This is a genomic window from Enterobacter sp. SLBN-59 (genome assembly GCF_024807915.1).
Lineage (GTDB): Bacteria > Pseudomonadota > Gammaproteobacteria > Enterobacterales > Enterobacteriaceae > Enterobacter > Enterobacter asburiae_B.
Genome location: NZ_JANUFI010000001.1, coordinates 3,385,002 through 3,407,158, shown reverse-complemented (window position 1 = coordinate 3,407,158; position 22,157 = coordinate 3,385,002). Strand labels below are relative to the sequence as shown.

The 22,157-nt window shown below is 57.4% G+C and carries 17 protein-coding genes; 10 read left to right on the top strand and 7 right to left on the bottom strand.

What is annotated here, in order from left to right:
- Window positions 1–77 precede the first annotated feature (77 nt).
- The 5 genes from greB to feoC all read left to right on the top strand — a co-directional run bounded on the left by greB (window position 78) and on the right by feoC (window position 6,128).
- Entirely contained in the window at window positions 78–551 is a 474-nt protein-coding gene (gene greB / locus M2422_RS16145) for a transcription elongation factor GreB (protein ID WP_064673702.1), read from the top strand.
- An 87-nt stretch (window positions 552–638) separates the two neighbouring features.
- Complete coding sequence (locus tag M2422_RS16140; protein ID WP_064673701.1) at window positions 639–2,969, top strand: Tex family protein; 2,331 nt, start codon at window positions 639–641, stop codon at window positions 2,967–2,969.
- A 335-nt stretch (window positions 2,970–3,304) separates the two neighbouring features.
- Entirely contained in the window at window positions 3,305–3,532 is a 228-nt protein-coding gene (gene feoA, locus M2422_RS16135) for a ferrous iron transporter A (protein ID WP_008503050.1), read from the top strand.
- A 30-nt stretch (window positions 3,533–3,562) separates the two neighbouring features.
- Window positions 3,563–5,881 (top strand): Fe(2+) transporter permease subunit FeoB, encoded by a 2,319-nt coding sequence (feoB, locus tag M2422_RS16130; RefSeq protein WP_064673700.1) that lies wholly within the window; start codon window positions 3,563–3,565, stop codon window positions 5,879–5,881.
- Window positions 5,882–5,891: 10 nt separating this feature from the next.
- Window positions 5,892–6,128, top strand: coding sequence for a [Fe-S]-dependent transcriptional repressor FeoC (feoC, locus tag M2422_RS16125; RefSeq protein ID WP_048976275.1), 237 nt, complete (start codon window positions 5,892–5,894; stop codon window positions 6,126–6,128).
- 33 nt (window positions 6,129–6,161) lie between these two features.
- Here the strand turns inward: feoC and M2422_RS16120 are convergent, their stop codons facing one another.
- Together M2422_RS16120 and bioH are read right to left on the bottom strand one after the other, a co-directional pair.
- On the bottom strand, window positions 6,162–6,431 hold the full coding sequence (locus M2422_RS16120; protein ID WP_033146824.1) for a YdgH/BhsA/McbA-like domain containing protein: 270 nt from the start codon (window positions 6,429–6,431) through the stop codon (window positions 6,162–6,164).
- A gap of 111 nt (window positions 6,432–6,542) precedes the next feature.
- On the bottom strand, window positions 6,543–7,316 hold the full coding sequence (bioH, locus tag M2422_RS16115) for a pimeloyl-ACP methyl ester esterase BioH (protein WP_045888430.1): 774 nt from the start codon (window positions 7,314–7,316) through the stop codon (window positions 6,543–6,545).
- A 36-nt stretch (window positions 7,317–7,352) separates the two neighbouring features.
- On the opposite strand from bioH, the gene gntX reads away from it, so the two are divergent.
- The 3 genes from gntX to gntT all read left to right on the top strand — a co-directional run bounded on the left by gntX (window position 7,353) and on the right by gntT (window position 10,380).
- Window positions 7,353–8,036 carry a DNA utilization protein GntX gene (gntX, locus tag M2422_RS16110; RefSeq protein ID WP_064673699.1) on the top strand — a complete coding sequence of 228 codons (684 nt, stop codon included), beginning with the start codon at window positions 7,353–7,355 and terminating at the stop codon, window positions 8,034–8,036.
- Window positions 8,037–8,097: 61 nt separating this feature from the next.
- Window positions 8,098–8,673 carry a Fe-S biogenesis protein NfuA gene (gene nfuA, locus M2422_RS16105; RefSeq protein WP_008503055.1) on the top strand — a complete coding sequence of 192 codons (576 nt, stop codon included), beginning with the start codon at window positions 8,098–8,100 and terminating at the stop codon, window positions 8,671–8,673.
- A 390-nt stretch (window positions 8,674–9,063) separates the two neighbouring features.
- Window positions 9,064–10,380 carry a gluconate transporter gene (gene gntT, locus M2422_RS16100; RefSeq protein WP_039263070.1) on the top strand — a complete coding sequence of 439 codons (1,317 nt, stop codon included), beginning with the start codon at window positions 9,064–9,066 and terminating at the stop codon, window positions 10,378–10,380.
- Window positions 10,381–10,460: 80 nt separating this feature from the next.
- On the opposite strand, the gene malQ is transcribed toward gntT, so the two are convergent.
- A complete protein-coding gene (malQ, locus tag M2422_RS16095) occupies window positions 10,461–12,542 on the bottom strand; it encodes a 4-alpha-glucanotransferase (protein WP_064673698.1) in 2,082 nt (693 codons plus the stop codon).
- A 9-nt stretch (window positions 12,543–12,551) separates the two neighbouring features.
- The gene (gene malP, locus M2422_RS16090) at window positions 12,552–14,945 is read right to left on the bottom strand and encodes a maltodextrin phosphorylase (RefSeq protein ID WP_064673697.1); all 2,394 of its coding nucleotides are present in this window, start codon (window positions 14,943–14,945) and stop codon (window positions 12,552–12,554) included.
- 586 nt (window positions 14,946–15,531) lie between these two features.
- Here malP and malT point away from each other — a divergent pair.
- Complete coding sequence (gene malT, locus M2422_RS16085; RefSeq protein WP_029742188.1) at window positions 15,532–18,237, top strand: HTH-type transcriptional regulator MalT; 2,706 nt, start codon at window positions 15,532–15,534, stop codon at window positions 18,235–18,237.
- Window positions 18,238–18,299: 62 nt separating this feature from the next.
- Here malT and M2422_RS16080 read toward each other — a convergent pair whose 3' ends face one another.
- The 3 genes from M2422_RS16080 to glpE are packed head-to-tail and all read right to left on the bottom strand — an operon-like array spanning window position 18,300 to window position 20,285.
- Entirely contained in the window at window positions 18,300–19,058 is a 759-nt protein-coding gene (locus M2422_RS16080; RefSeq protein WP_008503060.1) for a DeoR/GlpR family transcriptional regulator, read from the bottom strand.
- Between the two features lie 16 nt (window positions 19,059–19,074).
- On the bottom strand, window positions 19,075–19,905 hold the full coding sequence (glpG, locus tag M2422_RS16075) for a rhomboid family intramembrane serine protease GlpG (RefSeq protein WP_045888427.1): 831 nt from the start codon (window positions 19,903–19,905) through the stop codon (window positions 19,075–19,077).
- A gap of 47 nt (window positions 19,906–19,952) precedes the next feature.
- Window positions 19,953–20,285 carry a thiosulfate sulfurtransferase GlpE gene (glpE, locus tag M2422_RS16070; RefSeq protein ID WP_006177908.1) on the bottom strand — a complete coding sequence of 111 codons (333 nt, stop codon included), beginning with the start codon at window positions 20,283–20,285 and terminating at the stop codon, window positions 19,953–19,955.
- A gap of 302 nt (window positions 20,286–20,587) precedes the next feature.
- Here glpE and glpD point away from each other — a divergent pair, with 302 nt between their 5' ends.
- Window positions 20,588–22,096 carry a glycerol-3-phosphate dehydrogenase gene (gene glpD, locus M2422_RS16065; RefSeq protein WP_047059847.1) on the top strand — a complete coding sequence of 503 codons (1,509 nt, stop codon included), beginning with the start codon at window positions 20,588–20,590 and terminating at the stop codon, window positions 22,094–22,096.
- The last annotated feature ends 61 nt before the right edge of the window (window positions 22,097–22,157 follow it).

Sequence of the window (22,157 nt, the reverse complement as noted above, 5' to 3'; positions counted from 1 at the left end):
TATTAATCCTGTCTGTTACACTGTGCGGTACGTATTGTGCGCAAGACAGTTAACCGGCAGGCAGCAAAGGCTTTACCATGAAAACGCCCCTGATCACCCGCGAAGGGTACGAAAAGCTCAAAAAAGAGATGGATTACCTCTGGCGCGAAGAGCGTCCTGAAGTAACCAAAAAGGTGACCTGGGCGGCAAGCCTGGGCGATCGCAGCGAAAACGCTGACTACCAGTACAACAAAAAGCGGCTGCGCGAAATTGACCGCCGGGTTCGCTATCTGACGAAGTGCCTCGAGAATCTCAAAATTGTCGATTACTCCCCGCAACAGGAGGGCAAAGTGTTCTTCGGCGCGTGGGTGGAGATTGAAAACGACGATGGCGACACTCTGCGTTTTCGCATTGTCGGCTACGATGAAATTTTTGGTCGTAAGGACTACATCTCCATCGACTCCCCGATGGCTCGCGCGCTGCTGAAAAAGGAAGTGGGCGATCTGGCCGTCGTTCAGACTCCAGCCGGTGAAGCCAGCTGGTTCGTCAATGAGATCGTCTACGTAAAATAGTCCGAGAGCGCCCTCCCCGGCTGGCATTTTGCCGTGTCAGCCCGTATAACTATCCCCTGATTTTTCGACTCAACAGATGATAAAGCCATGATGAAAGATTCGCTCTGCCGCATTATTGCGGGTGATATTCAGGCCAGAGCCGAACAGGTAGAAGCTGCCGTTCGCCTGCTTGATGAAGGGAACACCGTGCCGTTTATTGCACGCTATCGTAAGGAAGTCACCGGCGGTCTGGATGACACGCAGCTGCGTAACCTGGAGACCCGTCTGGGCTATCTGCGCGAGCTGGAAGAACGTCGTCAGGCGATCCTCAAATCCATCGGCGAACAGGGCAAGCTGACCAGCGAGCTTGAAAGCGCCATTAACGGTACCCTGAGCAAAACCGAACTCGAAGATCTCTATCTGCCGTACAAACCGAAGCGCCGCACGCGCGGGCAGATTGCGATTGAAGCGGGTCTTGAGCCGCTGGCCGACCTGCTGTGGAACGAGCCGTCCCACGATCCGGAAACTGAAGCTGCCAAATTTATCGACGCCGACAAAGGCGTAGCGGACACCAAGGCCGCCCTTGACGGCGCACGCTACATTCTGATGGAGCGCTTCGCCGAAGACGCCGCCCTGCTCGCTAAAGTGCGCGATTACCTGTGGAAGAATGCCCACATCGTCTCTACCGTCGTCGCGGGTAAAGAGGAAGAAGGCGCGAAATTCCGCGACTACTTCGATCACCACGAACCGATCTCTACCGCCCCTTCACACCGCGCGCTGGCGATGTTCCGCGGCCGCAACGAAGGCGTGCTCCAGCTCTCCCTGAACGCCGACCCGCAGTTCGACGAGCCGCCGAAAGAGAGCCACTGCGAGCAGATCATTATCGACCATCTCGGCCTGCGCCTGAACAACGCCCCGGCGGACAGCTGGCGCAAAGGCGTGGTGAGCTGGACCTGGCGCATCAAGGTGCTGATGCACCTCGAAACCGAGCTGATGGGCACCGTGCGCGAGCGCGCCGAAGACGAAGCGATTAACGTCTTCGCCCGTAACCTGCACGACCTGCTGATGGCCGCTCCTGCCGGCCTGCGCGCGACCATGGGTCTCGATCCGGGCCTGCGTACCGGCGTGAAGGTCGCTGTGGTTGACGGCACCGGCAAGCTGGTGGCGACCGATACCATCTATCCGCACACCGGCCAGGCAGCGAAAGCGGCCGTTGTGGTAGCGGCGCTGTGCGAAAAATACAACGTGGAGCTGGTTGCCATCGGCAACGGTACGGCTTCACGCGAAACCGAGCGTTTCTACCTCGACGTGCAGAAGCAGTTCCCGAAAGTGACGGCGCAGAAAGTGATCGTCAGCGAAGCGGGGGCATCCGTCTATTCCGCGTCCGAGCTGGCGGCCCAGGAGTTCCCGAACCTGGACGTTTCCCTGCGCGGTGCGGTCTCTATCGCACGCCGCCTGCAGGATCCGCTGGCGGAGCTGGTGAAGATCGACCCGAAATCCATCGGCGTGGGCCAGTATCAGCACGACGTGAGCCAGACTCAGCTGGCGCGCAAGCTGGATGCGGTGGTGGAAGACTGCGTAAACGCCGTCGGCGTTGACCTGAACACCGCTTCCGTTCCCCTGCTGACCCGCGTGGCGGGCTTAACCCGCATGATGGCGCAGAACATCGTCGCCTGGCGTGATGAGAACGGCCAGTTCCAGAACCGTCAGCAGCTGCTGAAGGTGAGCCGTCTGGGGCCAAAAGCCTTTGAGCAGTGTGCGGGCTTCCTGCGCATCAACCACGGCGATAACCCGCTGGATGCCTCCACCGTTCACCCGGAAGCGTACCCGGTTGTGGAGCGTATTCTGGCCGCCACCCAGCAGGCACTGAAAGATCTTATGGGTGACAGCTGCGCCCTGCGCAATCTGAAAGCCGTTGATTTCACCGATGACAAATTTGGTGTTCCCACCGTTACCGACATCATCAAAGAGCTGGAAAAGCCGGGCCGCGATCCGCGCCCTGAGTTCAAAACGGCGACCTTTGCTGACGGCGTGGAAACCATGAACGACCTGCTGCCCGGCATGGTGCTGGAAGGCGCGGTGACCAACGTCACCAACTTTGGCGCGTTTGTGGATATCGGCGTGCATCAGGACGGTCTGGTGCATATCTCTTCCCTTGCCGACAAGTTCGTTGAAGACCCGCACACCGTGGTCAAAGCGGGCGACATCGTGAAGGTGAAAGTGCTGGAAGTCGATCTGCAGCGCAAGCGTATCGCGCTGACCATGCGTCTGGACGAGCAGCCGGGCGACACCAGCGCGCGCCGCGGCGGCAATGGCGGTGGCCGCGAGCAGCAGCGCCCGGCCGCAAAAGCGGCAAAACCGCGCGGACGTGATGCTCAGCCTGCAGGCAACAGCGCGATGATGGATGCGCTGGCGGCAGCGATGGGTAAGAAACGCTAAGGTTACAATGCCCCTCACCCTAACCCTCTCCTCAAAGGGGAGAGGGGATCGCACGGTGCGGTCTTTCCCCCTCGTCCTCATGGGTGGGGGAATAAAATCATATCGAAATATATGAAACCGATTGCATAGCCATATTTAAACCACGAATTATCACCCCGTTAACAAATACTCCCCTTTTCGTTTTCCTGGCAATTCAGCAAATATTGAGCCAGGTCAAACAGGCCGTAAATTAATACCGTAAACAACATTCCGTCACAGTTTTAATATTGCTGATAAAAACTATTCTCATTATCATCCCATAGTAGATAATTTAACCTTTCGTGGAATCAGGCGTTATGCAATTCACTCCAGACAGTGCATGGAAGATTACCGGTTTTACCCGCGAAATTAGCCCAGCCTATCGGCAAAAGCTGCTGTCGCTGGGCATGCTGCCCGGCTCGTCATTCCAGGTCGTGCGCGTGGCGCCGCTGGGCGATCCGGTTCATATCGAAACCCGCCGCGTGAATCTGGTGCTGCGTAAGAAAGACCTCGCGTTAATAGAAGTCGAAGCCTTATCCCGATAACAAGCCAGCGGTTTCAGTGAGTCTAAAAAAATGAAAAAGTTAACTATTGGCTTAATTGGCAATCCTAATTCCGGCAAGACGACGCTTTTTAACCAGCTAACCGGAGCCCGCCAGCGCGTGGGCAACTGGGCGGGCGTGACGGTTGAGCGTAAAGAGGGCCAGTTCACGACAACGGACAACCAGGTGACGCTGGTTGACCTTCCCGGCACCTACTCCTTAACCACCATTTCGTCGCAAACCTCGCTCGATGAGCAGATTGCCTGCCACTATATTCTCGGCGGCGACGCGGACCTGCTGATCAACGTGGTCGACGCTTCCAATCTCGAACGTAACCTTTATCTGACGCTGCAGCTGCTGGAGCTGGGGATCCCCTGCATCGTGGCGCTCAACATGCTCGACATTGCGGAGAAACAAAAGCTGCGTATCGACGTCGATGCCCTCTCCGCGCGCCTGGGTTGCCCGGTCGTTCCGCTGGTCTCGACGCGCGCTCGCGGTATTGATGCGCTGAAGCTGGCCATTGACCGTCACCAGGGAAATCATGACATTGAGCTAGTGCATTACGCGAAGCCTCTCCTGCGCGAAGCCAATGTGCTGGCGCAGGAGATGGACCAAAGCATGCCTGCGAAACAGCGCCTGTGGCTTGGCCTGCAGATGCTGGAAGGGGATATTTACAGCCGCGCTTACGCCGGGCATGCGGCCGATAAGCTGGACGCCACGGTGGCCCGTCTTAGCGACGAGCTGGACGACCCGGCGCTGCACATCGCCGATGCGCGTTACCAGGCCATCGCCTCGATTTGCGACGTTGTCAGCAACGCCCTGACGGCAGAGCCCAGCCGCTTTACGGCGGCGGTGGATAAAGTTGTGCTTAACCGCTTCCTCGGTTTGCCCATCTTCCTGCTGGTCATGTACGTGATGTTCCTGCTCGCCATTAACATCGGCGGTGCACTCCAGCCTATTTTCGACGCTGGTTCCGTCGCGGTCTTCGTCCACGGAATTCAGTGGGTGGGTTACACCCTGCACTTCCCGGAATGGTTAACCATCTTCCTCGCACAGGGGATCGGCGGCGGTATCAACACCGTTCTGCCTCTGGTGCCGCAGATCGGCATGATGTATCTGTTCCTCTCGTTCCTGGAAGATTCCGGCTACATGGCTCGCGCCGCGTTCGTGATGGATCGTCTGATGCAGGCGCTGGGTCTGCCTGGTAAATCCTTCGTCCCGCTGATTGTCGGCTTCGGCTGTAACGTACCGTCGGTGATGGGCGCACGCACCCTGGATGCGCCGCGTGAACGTCTGATGACCATCATGATGGCGCCGTTTATGTCCTGCGGTGCCCGTCTGGCCATCTTTGCGGTCTTTGCCGCAGCCTTCTTTGGTCAGCAGGGCGCGCTGGCGGTCTTTTCGCTGTACGTGCTGGGCATCGTGATGGCGATCCTCACCGGTCTGATGCTGAAGCACACCATTATGCGCGGTGAAGCGTCGCCGTTTGTGATGGAGCTGCCGGTGTATCACGTGCCGCATCTGAAAAGCCTGGCGATCCAGACCTGGCAGCGCCTGAAGGGCTTTGTGCTGCGCGCCGGTAAGGTGATTGTCATCGTCAGCATTTTCCTGAGCGCGCTGAACAGCTTCACCCTCAGCGGGCAGGCGGCAGATAACATCAACGACTCTGCCCTCGCCTCCGTCAGCCGCGTCATCACGCCGGTCTTCAAACCGATTGGCGTGCATGAGGATAACTGGCAGGCAACCGTCGGGCTATTCACCGGCGCGATGGCGAAAGAGGTGGTTGTCGGCACCCTGAACACGCTTTACACCGCAGAGAACATTCAGGAACAGGAATTTAATCCGGCAGAGTTTCATCTCGGTCATGAACTGCTGGGTGCCGTAGAGGAGACCTGGCAGAGCCTGAAAGACACCTTCAGCCTGAGCGTGCTGGCGAACCCTATTGAGGCCAGCAAAGGTGACGGCGAAATGGCAACAGGTGCCATGGGCGTGATGGGCGAGAAATTTGGCAGCGCGTCCGCGGCCTACAGCTACCTCATCTTTGTTCTGCTCTACATTCCGTGCATCTCCGTGATGGGGGCGATTGCCCGCGAGTCCAGCCGCGGCTGGATGGGCTTCTCCATCCTGTGGGGGTTAAACATTGCGTACTCGCTGTCGACGCTCTTTTATCAAACCGTTAATTTCAGCCAGCATCCGCGCTACAGCCTGGTCTGCATTCTCGCGGTTGTGCTGTTTAACGTGATAGTGCTCGGTTTACTGCGGCGTGCGCGCAGCCGCGTCGACATCGACCTGCTGGCAAACCGTAAAACCGCCGCGACCTGCTGCAGCAGCCCGGCGGGCGACTGTCACTAAGGAGTAAACCATGGCATCGTTGATTCAGGTTCGTGACCTGCTGGCACTGCAAGGGCGAATGGAGGCGAAACAGCTGAGCCTCAGCCTGCATACGCCGCAGCCGATGATCGATGCCATGCTGGAAAGGCTGGAAGCCATGGGGAAAGCCGTGCGGATTCAGGAAGAAGCGGACGGTTGTCTCTCCGGCAGTTGTAAAAGCTGTCCGGAAGGAAAGGCCTGCCTCAGGGAGTGGTGGACGCTGCGTTAACAAAGCCGGGCATCGCTGCCCGGCTTTATCGTATTACTTGTAGACGTCCGCCGTTGCGCGTACGTTTTTGGTCTGTTTTTCTGCACTGGTGACGACATAGTACGTTCCGCCCAGCTCATCCGCTTTCTTCGACAGCTCTCTGCGAGCATCCATCGGCGCGGTGGTGTCAGACGTAGAAATCTCACCAATTTTCGTCAGATTCATGCCGGCAACTTTATCTTTTTCCAGCTCTTTTGCCGCAAAGACGCCAAATGACAGTGACCCAATAACCAGAGAAGTGACAATACCTGTAACAAGTTTCATAGCCTGACTCTCCATAGGATTGTTGTTTTGATTATCGTAGGCAGAACAACCGCAACGACATCTGGAGTATGGTTGCGGTGTGTTACTTTTTCCAGGCAGGATAGAAAATAATCAGTCGAAACGTTGACTTAACGCAATCAGCGCTGAACAAAATTCCGTCGGATGAGAGATAAACGGGGCATGTGCGGCTTTGGCAATGATCTGCGATTCACTCTCCGGCCAGAGTGAATCCAGCAGCGGAACCACTTTGCGCGGCACAATCCCGTCGAGGTAACCGTAGATACGCAGGTGCGGTACCGTCAGCGCGGCCAGCGGCTCGCGCAGGTCAACCGTTTTCAGGAGCTCAAGTCCGCCGTTAAGCACCTCAACCTCCGGCATCGGCAGCGAAAGCACGGTCTGCTTCAGCGTTCGGGCATCCTTACGCGCGGTGTCAGTGCCCATTGTCTGCAATGCCAGGAACCGCTCTACGGTCCGCTGGAAATCTTCGCTCAGCTGCTGCTGGAAGCCCGCCAGCACGTCAGGCTTGATCCCCGGCCACTCTTCCTGCGCGCTAAAACAGGGCGATGACGCCACCGTCACCAGCGCTTTTACGCGTTCAGGCCGCGACAGCGCAATCTGGCTCGCCACCAGCCCGCCCAGGCTCCAGCCCAGCCAGACCGCGTTTTGCGGCGCAGCGTCCAGAACCTGCTGCGCCATCTCATCAAGCGACAACGCGCCATACCCACGGCTGCGGCCAAAGCCGGGTAAATCCACCAGATGCAGCGTGAAATGCGAGGCAAGTTCCTCACGTATGCAATGCCATATCTCCGCATTCAGGCCCCATCCGTGCAGCAGCACAAGATGGCAATTTCCTGTCCCGACGGTCTGCCACCACAGCGTCTTCATCAGTTACTGTTCTCTTTTTTCACATGGAGGTTGCACATGCTAACAGTACCCGGCTTGTGCTGGCTATGCCAAATGCCGCTGGCGCTCAGCGGGTGGGGCGTCTGCTCCGTCTGCACGCGATCGCTGCAATGGCGTATCGGGATCTGTCCACAATGTGGTTTACCGGCCACGAACCCCTCGTTGCCCTGTGGCCGCTGCCTGAAAAAATCCCCGCCGTGGAGCGCGCTGGTGGCAGTGGATGATTATGTTCCGCCGCTGAACAGGCTGATCCACGCGCTGAAGTTTTCCGGGCAGAGCTCGCTGGCACAGCCCCTTGCCCGCCTGCTGTTGCTGGCGGTTTTGCAGGCGAGACGTCACCGGGCACTGCCGAAAATTGACATGGTGGTGAATGTCCCTTTATACCGACATCGGCACTGGCGGCGCGGCTATAACCAGAGTGATCTGCTCTGCCGTCCCCTCGCACGGTGGCTCGGCTGCCGGTATGAGGCCCGCGCGCTGACACGCGTTCATGCCACCGCCATCCAGCATCAGCTCAGCGCACGGCTTCGCAAAAGAAACCTCAAAAATGCCTTTCGCCTTGAATTGCCGGTCGACGGTCTCCATATCGCGATTGTGGATGATGTCGTCACCACGGGCAGTACCGTTGCTGAACTTTCCCGACTGCTTTTGCGAAGCGGCGCCGCGTCGGTTCAGGTATGGTGTCTGTGCCGTACCTTGTAGCCCTTCTTCAATGGGCGTATGATTATACCCAGGTAATTTAGTCAACTATTAGGCCAAAGCTATGATCCGTATTTCCGATTCTGCACAAGCGCACTTTGCCAAACTGCTGGCAAATCAGGAAGAAGGGACGCAGATCCGCGTGTTTGTGATTAATCCAGGCACTCCGAATGCAGAATGTGGTGTTTCTTATTGTCCTCCGGATGCTGTGGAAGCGACTGACACTGCCCTTAAATTTGAACAGCTCACCGCCTACGTTGATGAGCTGAGCGCACCGTATCTTGAAGATGCGGAGATCGACTTCGTCACCGATCAGCTGGGTTCTCAGCTGACCCTGAAAGCGCCGAACGCGAAAATGCGTAAAGTGTCTGACGATGCCCCGCTGATGGAGCGCGTTGAGTATCTGCTGCAATCCCAGATCAACCCACAGCTGGCGGGCCACGGCGGTCGTGTTTCCCTGATGGAAATCACCGACGAAGGTTTTGCCATTCTGCAGTTTGGCGGCGGCTGTAACGGCTGCTCAATGGTCGATGTAACGCTGAAAGAAGGGATCGAGAAGCAGCTGCTGAACGAGTTCCCGGAACTGAAAGGCGTGCGTGACCTGACCGAGCACCAGCGCGGCGAGCACTCTTACTACTAATTCAGTATCCGTCTGTATCGCCCGGTGGCGCTGCGCTTACCGGGCCTACAGAAATAGTGAGGTCTGATGCCCTCACCCCCGGCCCTCTCCCACGGGAGAGGGTGAAAACATTAAAAACGGTAACCTCATGGTTACCGTTTTGCGTTTACCTCCCATATGTTGACCTGCGTCTCATAATTCAAATTTAGCCTCCCAGGGTGATTCTCAATCGAGCCATGTTACCCGTATCATTCTCGTGGGCACTCAGCATCCTTATAACAGCCGACTAAACTTAATGGTTTCGAAGGCATCAGTATGAGTGCCGTTAACACTCTGTTCCCAGTTGGGACAATCGGAATTTGTCGTTGAAACAATGACGTTACCCATAACAATTCAAAGGCCAGGTAAATCATGCCATTAGTCATCGTTGCTATCGGTGTTGTGTTATTACTGCTCTTGATGATCCGTTTCAAAATGAACGGATTTATCGCTCTGGTTCTGGTGGCACTTGCAGTCGGTCTGATGCAGGGTATGCCGCTGGTTAAAGTTATCAGTTCCATCAAAGCCGGCGTCGGCGGTACGCTCGGCAGCCTGGCGTTGATCATGGGCTTCGGCGCCATGCTCGGCAAAATGCTGGCAGACTGCGGGGGCGCGCAGCGAATCGCCACCACGCTGATTGCCAAATTTGGCAAGAAGAACATCCAGTGGGCGGTGGTATTAACCGGTTTTACCGTCGGCTTCGCGCTGTTCTATGAAGTGGGCTTCGTGCTGATGCTGCCGCTGGTGTTCACCATCGCGGCTGCGGCAAACATCCCGCTGCTGTATGTCGGTGTGCCAATGGCTGCGGCGCTGTCCGTGACTCACGGCTTCCTGCCGCCGCACCCGGGTCCAACCGCTATCGCAACCATTTTCCACGCGGATATGGGTAAAACCCTGCTGTTCGGTACGATTCTGGCGATCCCAACCGTGATTCTGGCGGGCCCGGTTTATGCCCGCTTCCTGAAAGGCATTGATAAGCCGATTCCGGAAGGTCTGTACAGCGCCAAAACCTTCACCGAAGAAGAGATGCCGGGCTTTGGCGTCAGCGTCTGGACCTCTCTGGTACCGGTGATCCTGATGGCGATGCGTGCCGTGGCGGAGATGATTCTGCCGAAAGGTCATCCGTTCCTGTCCGTTGCGGAATTCCTCGGTGACCCGGTCATGGCAACGCTGATTGCGGTGCTGATCGCGATGTTCACCTTCGGCCTGAACCGTGGTCGTTCAATGGATCAGATCAACGACACGCTGACCTCGTCCATCAAAATCATTGCCATGATGCTCCTGATCATCGGCGGTGGCGGCGCATTCAAGCAGGTTCTGGTCGACAGCGGGGTGGATAAATACATCGCTGCCATGATGCATGAAACCAACGTATCGCCGCTCCTGATGGCCTGGTCTATTGCCGCGGTTCTGCGTATTGCGCTGGGTTCTGCGACCGTTGCGGCGATCACCGCGGGCGGTATCGTTGCCCCGCTGATTGCGACCACGGGTGTTAGCCCTGAGCTGATGGTTATCGCCGTCGGTTCCGGTAGCGTGATTTTCTCTCACGTTAACGACCCTGGCTTCTGGCTGTTCAAGGAGTACTTCAACCTGACGATCGGTGAAACCATCAAGTCCTGGTCCGCGCTGGAAACCATTATTTCGGTGTGCGGTCTGGTCGGGGTACTGCTGTTGAATATGGTGGTTTGATGTAAAAAAGCCGGGTAGCGCTGACGCTTACCCGGCCTACATTCTATTTCCTCTCCCTCTGGGAGAGGGTTAGGGTGAAACTACCGCTTCTTGCCCACCGCCCTTCTGCGTTTGTCCAAATCCTTAATCAGCTTGTTCACCCCGTCATCGGCAAACATCTTCTCAAGCGATATGGACAGCTTGCGACGCCAGTTCTTGTACTGATAGCTGGTCCCCGGAATGTTCACCGGCTCCGCCATATCAATCCAGTCTTCCGGCTGCAGGCCCAGCAGGGCGCTGTTGCTGTCGGCAATATAGCGCTGCAAGCCGCGATTGAGGGTAGCGGTCATCGACATCAATGACGCCTTATGTCCGGCACGTTTCGGCAGACAGCCCTGCTTGTGCAGCGCATCCAGCAGCCCCTGTTTGGAGTGTTCGCGATCCTGATACAGCCCGCGCAGAACCTCTTCATCAGGATACAGACCCAGCGTTTTGCCGAGCGTCAGATCGCCGCTTTCCCAATAGCCACGAAGCGTAGGAAGGTCATGCGTCGTCGCGACTGCCATTGACTGTTCAGGGTACGCTTTCGGCGCGCGGAAGGTTTTCTCATGGTCGTTTTCAAAATAGAGCACTTTATAGGAGTAGACGCCGCTGTCGCGGAGCTTGCTGACAATTTCCACCGGCACGGTACCGAGATCTTCACCGATCACCATGCACTGGTGGCGTTTACTTTCCAGGGCCAGGATCGACAGCAGATCGTCAACCGGATACTGCACGTACGCCCCGTGATCGGCCGTTTCACCGTACGGGATCCACCACAGACGCAGCACGGACATCACGTGGTCGATACGCAGCGCGCCGCAGTTCTGCATGTTCGCGCGCAGCAGGTCGATGAACGGCTCATAGGCGCGCGCCGCCATGACGTGCGGATCCATCGGCGGCAACCCCCAGTTCTGACCGAGCGGCCCAAGAATATCCGGCGGCGCGCCGACGGAGGCTTTCAGACAGTAAAGCTCACGGTCGCACCAGGTTTCCGCGCCGCCCTCTGCCACGCCGACGGCCAGATCGCGATACAGGCCGATCGGCATCTTATAGCCCTGGCTCACCTGCCAGCAGGCGGCAAACTGGCTGTACGCCAGCCACTGCAGCCACAGGTAGAAGTCCACTTCATCGGCATATTTTTTACAGAACGCTTTTACTTCAGGCGTGTCGACAGACTGATACGCTTCCGGCCAGACCGGCCAGCCCCAGCGCATTTCGTCCTCCTTCACCTGATATGCGTGCAGCGCATCAAACGCCGCCTGCCAGTACAGGCTCTCGCCCTCCTGCGTCACAAACTGGCGGAACGCGGCCATCTGCTCGTCATCGCGCTGCGAAAAGCCTTTCCACGCCAGACGCAGCGCGGCCATTTTCAGCGCCGTGACGGTGGAATAGTCCACCCAGTCCGCGTCGCGCGCCTGCTTCAGGGCCTGCTGCGTGGTGCTGAGTTTCCACCACGCCTGCGCCTCTTTGCTGTTTTTGAAGTCATCTAACGCGTTAACGTCGATATAAATCACGTTCAGCCAGCGACGGGACGACGGGCTGTACGGGCTGGCGCTCTCCGGGTTGGCCGGATAGAGCGCGTGGATCGGGTTGAGCCCGATAAACGCGCCGCCGCGCTCGCCCACATCCGCCAGCATCTTTTTCAGATCGCCAAAATCACCGATGCCCCAGTTGCTGTCGGATCGCAGCGTATAGAGCTGCACGCAGGCGCCCCACAGTTTTTTACCTTCGAGCAACGCCTGCGGCTCGTAGCAGCGTTTTGGCGCGACGATCACCCGGCAGTGGAAACGACGATCGTCCTGGGTGAGCGTTAAGGTGTGATACCCCTCCGGCAGCTTCGCCGGAAGGTTTAACGTTTTGCCGCCGGTGGCGTGGCCTTTGTGCTGATGCCCCTCTTCGGTGGTAAGCAGCCAGCTAAACTCGCCGCGCCCCTCCACCGCCAGCGGCATCTTTTTGCCTGCGGTGAACACCTTCACGTTCGGCACCGGCGCAACCGACGCTTTCGCGTCGGCTTTGTGCATGGCATCCAGCAAACGTCTTTTGGTGTCGGCGCCAATAGACTGCGGTTTGCCGTGCGCATTAATGTAACTGAGGCTGATCCCCGCCGCCTGCGCGGCGCTGTCCAGACGTTTACTCTCCATCGCGCTTCCTTAGCGTTTTGCCTGCCAGATACGGGCCTGATAATCACGGATTGAACGGTCAGAGCTGAACATACCGCAGCGCGCGGTGTTCAGAATGCACGCGCGGGTCCACGCCTCCTGGTCACGATACAGCACGTCGACCTGCTTTTGCGCTTCTACATAGGCCGTGAAGTCCGCCATCACCAGATACGGGTCACCGCCGTGTTTGTCCATGCTGTGCAGCATCTGGTCAAACGCGTGCTTGTCGCCGTCGCTGTATTTACCGCTTTCCAGCTCCTTCAGCACCGCGTCGAGCACTTTGTCTTTCTTACGCCATTTCACCGGGTCATAGCCTTTGGCTTTGATGGCCTTCACCTCTTCCACGGTATGGCCGAAGATAAAGATATTCTCTTCCTCGACCTTCTCGGCGATTTCGACGTTTGCCCCGTCGAGCGTACCGACGGTCAGCGCGCCGTTCAGCGCCAGCTTCATGTTGCCGGTACCGGACGCTTCTTTACCTGCCGTAGAGATCTGCTCGGAAATATCCGCCGCCGGGATCAGCATTTCAGCCGCCGAGACGCAGTAATCCGGCAGGAACACCACCTTCAGCTTGTCGCCCACTTTCGGATCGCTGTTGATCGCCGCCGCCACTTTATTGATGGCGAGGATAATGTTTTTCGCCAGGTAATAGCCCGGCGCCGCTTTCGCACCGAACAGGAACACGCGCGGCACGCGGTCGGCCTGCGGGTTCTCGCGGATCTCTTTGTACAGCGCCAGAATGTGCAGCAGGTTCAGGTGCTGGCGTTTGTACTCGTGCAGACGTTTGATCTGGATATCGAAAATGGCATTCGGGTTGATCTCAATGCCGGTACGCACTTTCACAAACTCCGCCAGGCGAACCTTGTTCTCCAGCTTGATCGCGCGGTACTGCTCGCGGAACTTCGCGTCGTCAGCCTGTTTTTCCAGGTTGATGAGCTGGTCCAGATCGTTGGCCCACTCTTTCTTCAGGGTCTTGTCCAGCAGACCGGCCAGCAGCGGGTTGCACTGCTTGATCCAGCGACGCGGCGTGATGCCGTTGGTCACGTTGTGGAATTTGGTCGGCCAAAGCTGGTGGTATTCCGGGAAGAGATCTTTGACCACCAGATCCGAGTGCAGCGCCGCCACGCCGTTCACCGCAAAGCCGCTGACCACGCACATGTTCGCCATGCGCACCTGTTTATCGTGAACCACCGCCAGCTTCGCCCAGACCGCTTTGTTGCCCGGCCAGGTTTTATCCACCAGGATTTTAAACTGGTCGTTAATCTTGTTGATGATCTGCATGTGGCGCGGCAGCAGCGTTTTCACCAGCTTCTCATCCCAGCACTCGAGCGCTTCTGGCATCAGGGTGTGGTTGGTGTAGGCAAAGGTACGGCTGGTGATGGCCCAGGCGTCATCCCAGCTCAGCTGGTGCTCGTCGATCAGCACGCGCAGCAGTTCCGGGATCGCAATCGTCGGGTGCGTGTCGTTGAGCTGAATCACTTCGAAGTCCGGCAGCTGCGCCAGCTTGCGGCCCGCCAGATGATGGCGACGCAGAATGTCCGCCACGGAGCAGGCGCACTGGAAGTACTGCTGCATCAGGCGCAGCTTTTTACCGGCCAGGTGGTTGTCGTTCGGGTAGAGGACTTTGGTCAGCTTTTCGGCGTCGATGCCCTGCTGCTCGGCGCGAAGGAAATCGCCGTCGTTGAATTTGGTCAGGTTAAACGGATGCGCGTGCTTCGCCTGCCACAGACGCAGCGGCTGCGCCACGCCGTTACGGTAGCCGAGCACCGGCAGATCCCAGGCTTCACCGGTAATGGTGAACGCCGGTTCCCAGAGCCCCTGCTTTGTCACTTTCCCGCCAATGCCGACCTGCACATCCAGCTGCGCGTTGTGGCGGAACCACGGATAGGTATTGCGATGCCAGTCGTCCGGCGCTTCCATCTGATGGCCATCGGCAAACGACTGACGGAACAAGCCATACTGATAGTTCAGGCCATAGCCAATCGCCGACTGGCCGACGGTCGCCATGGAGTCGAGGAAACAGGCCGCCAGACGTCCCAGACCGCCGTTGCCCAGCGCCGGGTCAATCTCTTCTTCCAGCAGGTCAGTCAGGTTAATGTCGTGTTCTTTAAGGACGTCACCAACGTCCTGATACCAGCCGAGGTTCAACAGGTTGTTGCCCGTCAGACGGCCAATCAGGAATTCCATTGAAATGTAGTTTACATGGCGCTGGTTCTTCACCGGCTTTGCCAAAGGCTGAGCATCCAGCTGTTCTGCGAGCGCACCGCTCACTGCCTGCCACCACTGGTGAGGCGTCATCTCGTTTGCAGCATGAAGGCCAAAACGCTGCCACTGACGCGTCAGGGCAGCCTGGAATTGAGCTTTGTTGAAGGTAGGCTGTGACATAGGGGATCGGCATCCTTTAGAAAGAAAACACAAGTTGGCGCTAGTGTGCCTGGCTCATTTCCCCTCTTCCTCCTCCTGTGGGGGATTAGACAGGGAGGAGTAGCGGGGATGAGCATAAAAGTGTGATCGAGGCCACTCTCAGAGCATAGTTCGAGTGTGCCCGGAAGATAAAAAAGTAACCGGGGAGAATGTCAAAGAAATGAAATGCAGTTTCGGGTGAAATTAATCCGTTCTGAAATGATTACTTACGTAGAATAATAATTTAGCCATCGGGACACATCTCAAAAGACTATTACTCTCACTCAACTTTACCCGCACTTTATTAAATTTGACGTCACTATACCTTTCTGAAACCAGTTTCAGCGCAGCGGCAATGTATACAGACAAACCAGCAGTGACGCGGCGTTACGGCCCTTTCGAGAAAGTTCCAACATTTGCCTGAATGTTTTGTGACAGAGTGCAAATTCAGAACCACAAAACCCAGACATAACTTGCAATAGTTCTCTTTCTGTTCGACCTTATATCGTATTAATTACGAAGCGCAAAAAAAATAAAATCTCTCGTTCCCCACAGTGAAGTGAAACCTATGTTGATTCCGTCTAAATTAAGTCGCCCGGTTCGTCTTGACCATACAGTGGTCCGCGAGCGTCTGTTGGCTAAACTTTCCGGCGCGCATAATTTCCGACTGGCGCTGGTTACGAGCCCTGCAGGCTATGGAAAAACAACGCTCATTTCGCAATGGGCCGCGGGTAAAAGCGATCTTGGCTGGTACTCCCTCGACGAGGGCGATAACCAGCAGGAGCGTTTTGCCAGCTATCTGATTGCCGCCATACAGCAAGCCACCCATGGACACTGCGTCGCCAGTGAGGTGATGGTGCAAAAGCGCCAGTACGCCAGCCTGTCCTCCCTTTTCTCTCAGCTGTTTATCGAACTGGCCGAATGGCATCGCCCGCTTTACGTGGTGATTGATGATTACCATCTCATCACTAACCCGGTGATTCATGAGTCGATGCGTTTCTTCCTGCGCCATCAGCCGGAAAACCTGACTTTAGTGGTGCTGTCACGCAACCTGCCGCAGTTGGGTATTGCCAACCTGCGCGTGCGCGATCAGCTTCTGGAAGTGGGCAGCCAGCAGCTGGCCTTTACCCACCAGGAAGCGAAACAGTTCTTTGACTGCCGCCTGACATCACCGATTGAGGCCGCCGAGAGCAGCCGTCTGTGTGATGACGTTGCCGGCTGGGCCACGGCGCTGCAGCTCATCGCGCTCTCTGCCCGACAAAACAACAGTCCGGCGCATCAGTCTGCCCGGCGTCTGGCGGGCATCAACGCCAGTCACCTTTCCGACTACCTGGTGGATGAGGTGCTGGACAGCGTCGATCCCTCGACGCGTAATTTCCTGCTGAAAAGCTCGCTGCTGCGCTCCATGAACGATGCGCTCATCGTGCGCGTGACGGGCTGTGAAAACGGTCAGCTGCAGCTCGAAGAGATTGAACGTCAGGGCCTTTTCCTGACGCGCATGGACGATCCCGGCGAGTGGTTTAGCTATCACCCGCTGTTTGGCAGCTTCCTGCGCCAGCGCTGTCAGTGGGAACTGGCGGTTGAACTGCCGGAGATCCACCGCGCCGCTGCCGAAAGCTGGATGGCGCAAGGCTTCCCGAGCGAGGCCATCCACCACGCGCTGGCCGCCGGTGATGCCAGCATGCTGCGCGATATCCTCCTCAACCATGCGTGGGGCCTGTTTAACCACAGCGAGCTGACCCTGCTGGAAGAGTCTCTCAAAGCCCTGCCGTGGGAAAGCCTGCTGGAGAACCCGCGTCTGGTGCTGCTGCAGGCCTGGCTGATGCAGAGCCAGCACCGCTACAGCGAAGTGAACACCCTGCTGGCACGCGCCGAGCAGGAGATGGAAAGCGAAATGGATACCACCCTGCACGGCGAATTTAACGCGCTGCGCGCTCAGGTGGCCATTAACGACGGCGACCCGGACGAAGCTGAACGGCTGGCGATGGTCGCGCTGGATGAACTGCCGCTGGCTAACTTCTACAGCCGCATCGTGGCGACCTCTGTGCACGGTGAAGTGCTGCACTGCAAAGGCGACCTCACCCGTTCCCTTTCACTGATGCAGCAAACCGAACAGATGGCGCGTCGTCATGATGTCTGGCATTACGCGCTGTGGAGCCTGATCCAACAGAGCGAGATTTTATTCGCGCAGGGGTTCCTGCAGGCCGCCTGGGAAAACCAGGAAAAAGCGTTCCAGCTGATTCGTGAACAGCACCTGGAACAGCTGCCGATGCACGAGTTCCTGTTGCGTATTCGCGCTCAGCTGCTGTGGGCATGGTCGCGTCTGGATGAAGCAGAAAGCTGCGCCCGCCAGGGTGTGGATGTCCTTTCCAGCTTCCAGCCTCAGCAGCAGCTGCAGTGTCTGGCGCTGCTGGTACAGTGCTCGCTGGCACGCGGCGATCTCGATAACGCCCGCAACCATCTGAACCGCCTGGAGAACCTGCTCGGCAACGGTCAGTATCACAGCGACTGGGTCTCAAACGCCGATAAGGTCCGGGTGATTTACTGGCAGATGACCGGCGATAAAAAATCCGCCGCCAACTGGCTGCGTCAGACGCCAAAACCCGAATTTGCGAACAACCACTTCCTGCAGAGCCAGTGGCGGAACATTGCCCGCGCGCAGATCCTGCTCGGTGAATTAGAGCCCGCAGAGATTGTGCTGGAAGAGCTGAACGAGAACGCGCGCAGCCTGCGTCTGATGAGCGACCTGAACCGCAACCTGCTGCTGCTGAACCAGCTTTACTGGCAGGCGGGTCGTAAAAACGATGCCCAGCGCGTGCTGCTGGAAGCGCTGCAGCTGGCTAACCGCACCGGCTTTATCAGCCACTTTGTAATTGAAGGTGAAGTGATGGCGCAGCAGCTGCGTCAGCTTATTCAGCTCAACACGCTGCCGGAGCTGGACCAGCATCGCGCCCAGCGCATTCTGCGCGAGATTAACCAGCATCATCGGCACAAGTTCGCGCATTTTGATGAGAACTTTGTTGAGCGTCTGCTGAACCACCCGGAAGTGCCGGAACTTATCCGCACCAGCCCGCTCACGCAGCGCGAATGGCAGGTTCTGGGTCTGATCTATTCAGGCTACAGCAACGAGCAGATTGCCGGTGAGCTTGCGGTGGCGGCGACCACCATCAAAACGCATATCCGCAATCTGTATCAGAAGTTGGGCGTGGCGCATCGTCAGGATGCGGTGCAGCATGCGCAGCAGCTGTTGAAGATGATGGGGTATGGCGTGTAGGACCTCTGCGGTCTGATGCCCTCACCCCGGCCCTCTCCCACAGGGAGAGGGAGAACGGCTTTTCAACACAACTCTAACTGCAAATTATTATCTTTAATCACCTGCATCACGCCCGCCGGCGGCATCACGTCGGTATAAACAGCATCCACCATGCTGATGCTGCCCATGTTTACCATCGCATTTCGGCCAAACTTCGAATGGTCTACCACCAGCATCACGTGACGTGAGTTCTCAATAATCGCGCGCTTGGTGCGCACCTCGTGATAATCAAACTCCAGCAGCGAGCCGTCGCTGTCGATGCCGCTGATCCCGAGAATGCCGAAGTCGAGGCGGAACTGAGAGATAAAATCGAGGGTCGCTTCGCCGATAATGCCGCCGTCGCGGCTGCGCAGTTCGCCGCCCGCGAGGATGATGCGGAAGTCGTCTTTCTGCATCAGGGTATTGGCCACGTTCAGGTTGTTCGTGACCACGCGCAGGTTCTCGTGATCCAGCAGCGCATGGGCGACCGCTTCCGGCGTGGTGCCGATATCAATAAACAGCGTCGCCCCGTTCGGGATCTGGCTGGCGACCTTGCGGGCAATGCGCTCTTTCTCTGCCGTCTGCGTGGCTTTACGGTCATGCCAGGAGGTATTGACCGAACTGGACGGCAGCGCCGCGCCGCCGTGGTGGCGAAGAATTCGGTTCTGATCGGCCAGGTCGTTCAGGTCACGACGGATGGTTTGTGGGCTGACGGCAAACTGCTCCACCAGCTCTTCGGTGCTGACGTATCCCTGTTTTTTTACCAGTTCGATAATAGCGTCATGACGTTGTGTTTGTTTCATCAATTATCCCTGAGAATTATGTTCGTTTTCGCGCATGGAGCGTGTCGGCAAAGGCCATCGCCAGCCCCACGGCCAGCCCGGCGACGTGTGCACCGTTGGCAATAGACATACCAAACAGATCAAACCATCCGGCAATTAGCCATATTAACGCAAAGGTTATTAATCCGCGTTGCAGATAGATGCCGCTTTCCGGATCGCGCTCCCCGCGAAGCCAGACATAGCCCATCAGGGCATACACGACGCCCGACAGCCCGCCGAACCACGGCCCGCTGAACTTGTGCTGCACATAGCCGCTCAGCAGGGCGCTGATAAGGGTGATAACGATCAGCTTGCCGCTGCCCAGACGCTTTTCAACAGCGCCGCCGAGATACCACCACCAGAGCAGGTTGAAGAGAATATGCATCACCGAGAAGTGCATCAGCGCGTGGCTAAAGTAGCGCCAGACGTCAAACTCAAGAGACGGGTCATAGGGCCAGGCCAGGGCAATCATCACGCTCTGGTCGCCCACCACGTTCATAATGATGAAAACGATAATGCAGGCCGCCATCAGCAGCAGCGTAAACGGGCCGGCGCGCTCGCGGATGGTGGCGAGGAAGGGAAAACGGCTGTAGTGCAGTCCGCTGTCGGTCTGCCCGGACTGCCAGCTGGCCGCCAGATAGCGCGGGTCGCCGGGGTTCTCAAGAAAACGCGCCAGCTCTTCGTTTACGCGCGCGGCCTGGCTCTCGTCGGCCAGCCAGACGTCGGTCTGCGTATGTTGCTGAATGGTCAGAATAACGCCCTGCGTCGCCATATAGTCGACAAACGCCTGGGCGACGCGCGGGTTGGTAAAAGAGGTGATCATCAACATGGGCAGCGGTCGCTTATTTCCACACAAAAGGGGACAGTATAGCGGGATCAGCGCTCAAAAGCGTATTCCACTTCTGCCGGGAAATGACGATGCCAGGCATCGAAACCGCCGTCGACGCTGTATACCGCGTCGTAGCCCTGCTGAAGCAGATACTGCGCCGCGCCTTTGCTGCTGTTGCCGTGGTAGCACATGACCATCACCGGCGTCTCGAAGTCGTTATCGCGCATAAACGCGCCCAGCGTGTCGTTAGTGAGATGAAACGCGCCCGGCGTGTGGCCCATCGCAAAACTCTGCGGATCGCGGATGTCCACCAGCACCGCTTTTCCCTGGTGCATCTTCTGGTGGGCTTCTTCTACGTTAATACATTCAAACTGATCCATGGTGTTCTCTTTCGCTTATTCAGGTTTTATGCCGCCTGCTGACCCTCACCCCTGCCCTCTCCCTAAAAGGGAGAGGGAGCAAACCATCCCCTCGCCCCTCTGGGGAGAGGGTTAGGGTGAGGGGAGAGAGCATCAGACCGCACTATTTTACCCCGTAGTGTACGTCCTGGCGGCGGGTAAACGCCATTATGTTATCCATATCACTCTAAATTGTTTTTTTGATGTTACCAAAAGCGCGTTCCTTTGCTATTATGAGCGATATCGAACATTTCTGAGCTTTAACGAAAGTGCATGAGGGTGTTATGGAAACCAAAGATCTGATTGTGATAGGCGGTGGCATCAACGGTGCCGGTATTGCGGTCGATGCCGCAGGACGCGGTTTATCCGTACTGATGCTGGAAGCTAACGACCTCGCCTGCGCGACGTCGTCCGCCAGCTCCAAACTGATTCACGGTGGCCTGCGCTACCTGGAACACTACGAATTCCGCCTGGTCAGTGAAGCACTGGCCGAACGTGAAGTGCTGCTGAAAATGGCCCCGCATCTGGCGATTCCGATGCGCTTCCGCCTGCCCCATCGCCCGCATCTGCGTCCGGCGTGGATGATTCGAATCGGTCTGTTTATGTACGATCATCTGGGTAAACGCACCAGCCTCCCGGGTTCGACAGGTTTGCGTTTTGGCTCAGAATCGGTCCTTAAGCCTGAAATCGTGCGCGGTTTCGAATATTCCGACTGCTGGGTGGACGATGCGCGTCTGGTGCTGGCGAATGCCCAGATGGTCGAGAAGAAAGGTGGCGAGGTGAAAACCCGTACCCGTGCGACCTCTGCCCGTCGTGAAAACGGCCTGTGGATTGTGGAAGCGGAAGACATCGATACCGGCGAGAAATTCAGCTGGAAAGCGCGCGGTCTGGTGAACGCCACCGGCCCGTGGGTGAAGCAGTTCTTCGACGACGGCATGCATCTGCCTTCGCCGTACGGCATTCGCCTGATCAAGGGCAGCCACATTGTGGTACCGCGCGTGCATACGCAGAAGCAGGCCTACATTCTACAGAACGAAGACAAGCGCATCGTGTTTGTGATCCCGTGGATGGACGAGTTCTCGATCATCGGCACCACCGACGTGGAGTACAAAGGCGATCCGAAGAACGTCGAGATCGACGAGAGCGAAGTGAACTACCTGCTCAAAGTGTATAACGCGCACTTTAAGAAACAGCTGTCACGCGATGACGTGGTCTGGACCTACTCCGGCGTGCGTCCGCTGTGCGATGACGAGTCTGACTCACCGCAGGCGATTACTCGCGACTACACGCTCGATATTCACGACGTTGACGGTCAGGCGCCGCTGCTTTCCGTGTTTGGCGGCAAGCTGACCACCTACCGCAAGCTGGCCGAGCACGCGCTGGAAAAACTGGCACCGTACTATAAAGGTATTGGCCCGGCGTGGACCAAAGGCGCGGTATTGCCCGGCGGTGATATCGGCGACAATCGCGATGATTATGCCGCGAAGCTGCGCCGTCGCTTCCCGTTCATCACCGAAGGGATGGCGCGCCACTATGCCCGCACCTACGGCAGCAATACCGAGCTTTTCCTGGCCGACGCGAAGGACATTGCGGATCTGGGCGAACATTTCGGCCACGAGCTGTACGAAGCCGAGCTGCGCTACCTGGTTGAGCACGAGTGGGTTCGTCGTCTGGATGATGCTATCTGGCGTCGTACCAAAGAAGGGATGTGGCTCAACGCCGAGCAACAGTCTCGCGTGGCGCAGTGGTTACAGCAAAATGCGGGGAAGCGTGAGCTGTCGCTGGCGTCGTAATACGATCGGTGCGGGCTGATGCCCTCACCCTGACCCTCTCCCACAGGGAGAGGGAACAAAC

Bases quoted from the DNA above. Each gene is read 5' to 3' on its own strand.
- gntX (WP_064673699.1), top strand. From the start codon at position 7,353: ATGCTAACAGTACCCGGCTTGTGCTGGCTATGCCAAATGCCGCTGGCG.
- bioH (WP_045888430.1), bottom strand. From the start codon at position 7,316: ATGAAGACGCTGTGGTGGCAGACCGTCGGGACAGGAAATTGCCATCTT.
- glpG (WP_045888427.1), bottom strand. From the start codon at position 19,905: ATGTTGATGATCACCTCTTTTACCAACCCGCGCGTCGCCCAGGCGTTT.
- nfuA (WP_008503055.1), top strand. From the start codon at position 8,098: ATGATCCGTATTTCCGATTCTGCACAAGCGCACTTTGCCAAACTGCTG.
- glpD (WP_047059847.1), top strand. From the start codon at position 20,588: ATGGAAACCAAAGATCTGATTGTGATAGGCGGTGGCATCAACGGTGCC.
- malP (WP_064673697.1), bottom strand. From the start codon at position 14,945: ATGTCACAGCCTACCTTCAACAAAGCTCAATTCCAGGCTGCCCTGACG.
- feoA (WP_008503050.1), top strand. From the start codon at position 3,305: ATGCAATTCACTCCAGACAGTGCATGGAAGATTACCGGTTTTACCCGC.
- malT (WP_029742188.1), top strand. From the start codon at position 15,532: ATGTTGATTCCGTCTAAATTAAGTCGCCCGGTTCGTCTTGACCATACA.
- malQ (WP_064673698.1), bottom strand. From the start codon at position 12,542: ATGGAGAGTAAACGTCTGGACAGCGCCGCGCAGGCGGCGGGGATCAGC.
- glpE (WP_006177908.1), bottom strand. From the start codon at position 20,285: ATGGATCAGTTTGAATGTATTAACGTAGAAGAAGCCCACCAGAAGATG.
- greB (WP_064673702.1), top strand. From the start codon at position 78: ATGAAAACGCCCCTGATCACCCGCGAAGGGTACGAAAAGCTCAAAAAA.
- M2422_RS16120 (WP_033146824.1), bottom strand. From the start codon at position 6,431: ATGAAACTTGTTACAGGTATTGTCACTTCTCTGGTTATTGGGTCACTG.
- gntT (WP_039263070.1), top strand. From the start codon at position 9,064: ATGCCATTAGTCATCGTTGCTATCGGTGTTGTGTTATTACTGCTCTTG.
- feoB (WP_064673700.1), top strand. From the start codon at position 3,563: ATGAAAAAGTTAACTATTGGCTTAATTGGCAATCCTAATTCCGGCAAG.
- M2422_RS16140 (WP_064673701.1), top strand. From the start codon at position 639: ATGATGAAAGATTCGCTCTGCCGCATTATTGCGGGTGATATTCAGGCC.
- M2422_RS16080 (WP_008503060.1), bottom strand. From the start codon at position 19,058: ATGAAACAAACACAACGTCATGACGCTATTATCGAACTGGTAAAAAAA.
- feoC (WP_048976275.1), top strand. From the start codon at position 5,892: ATGGCATCGTTGATTCAGGTTCGTGACCTGCTGGCACTGCAAGGGCGA.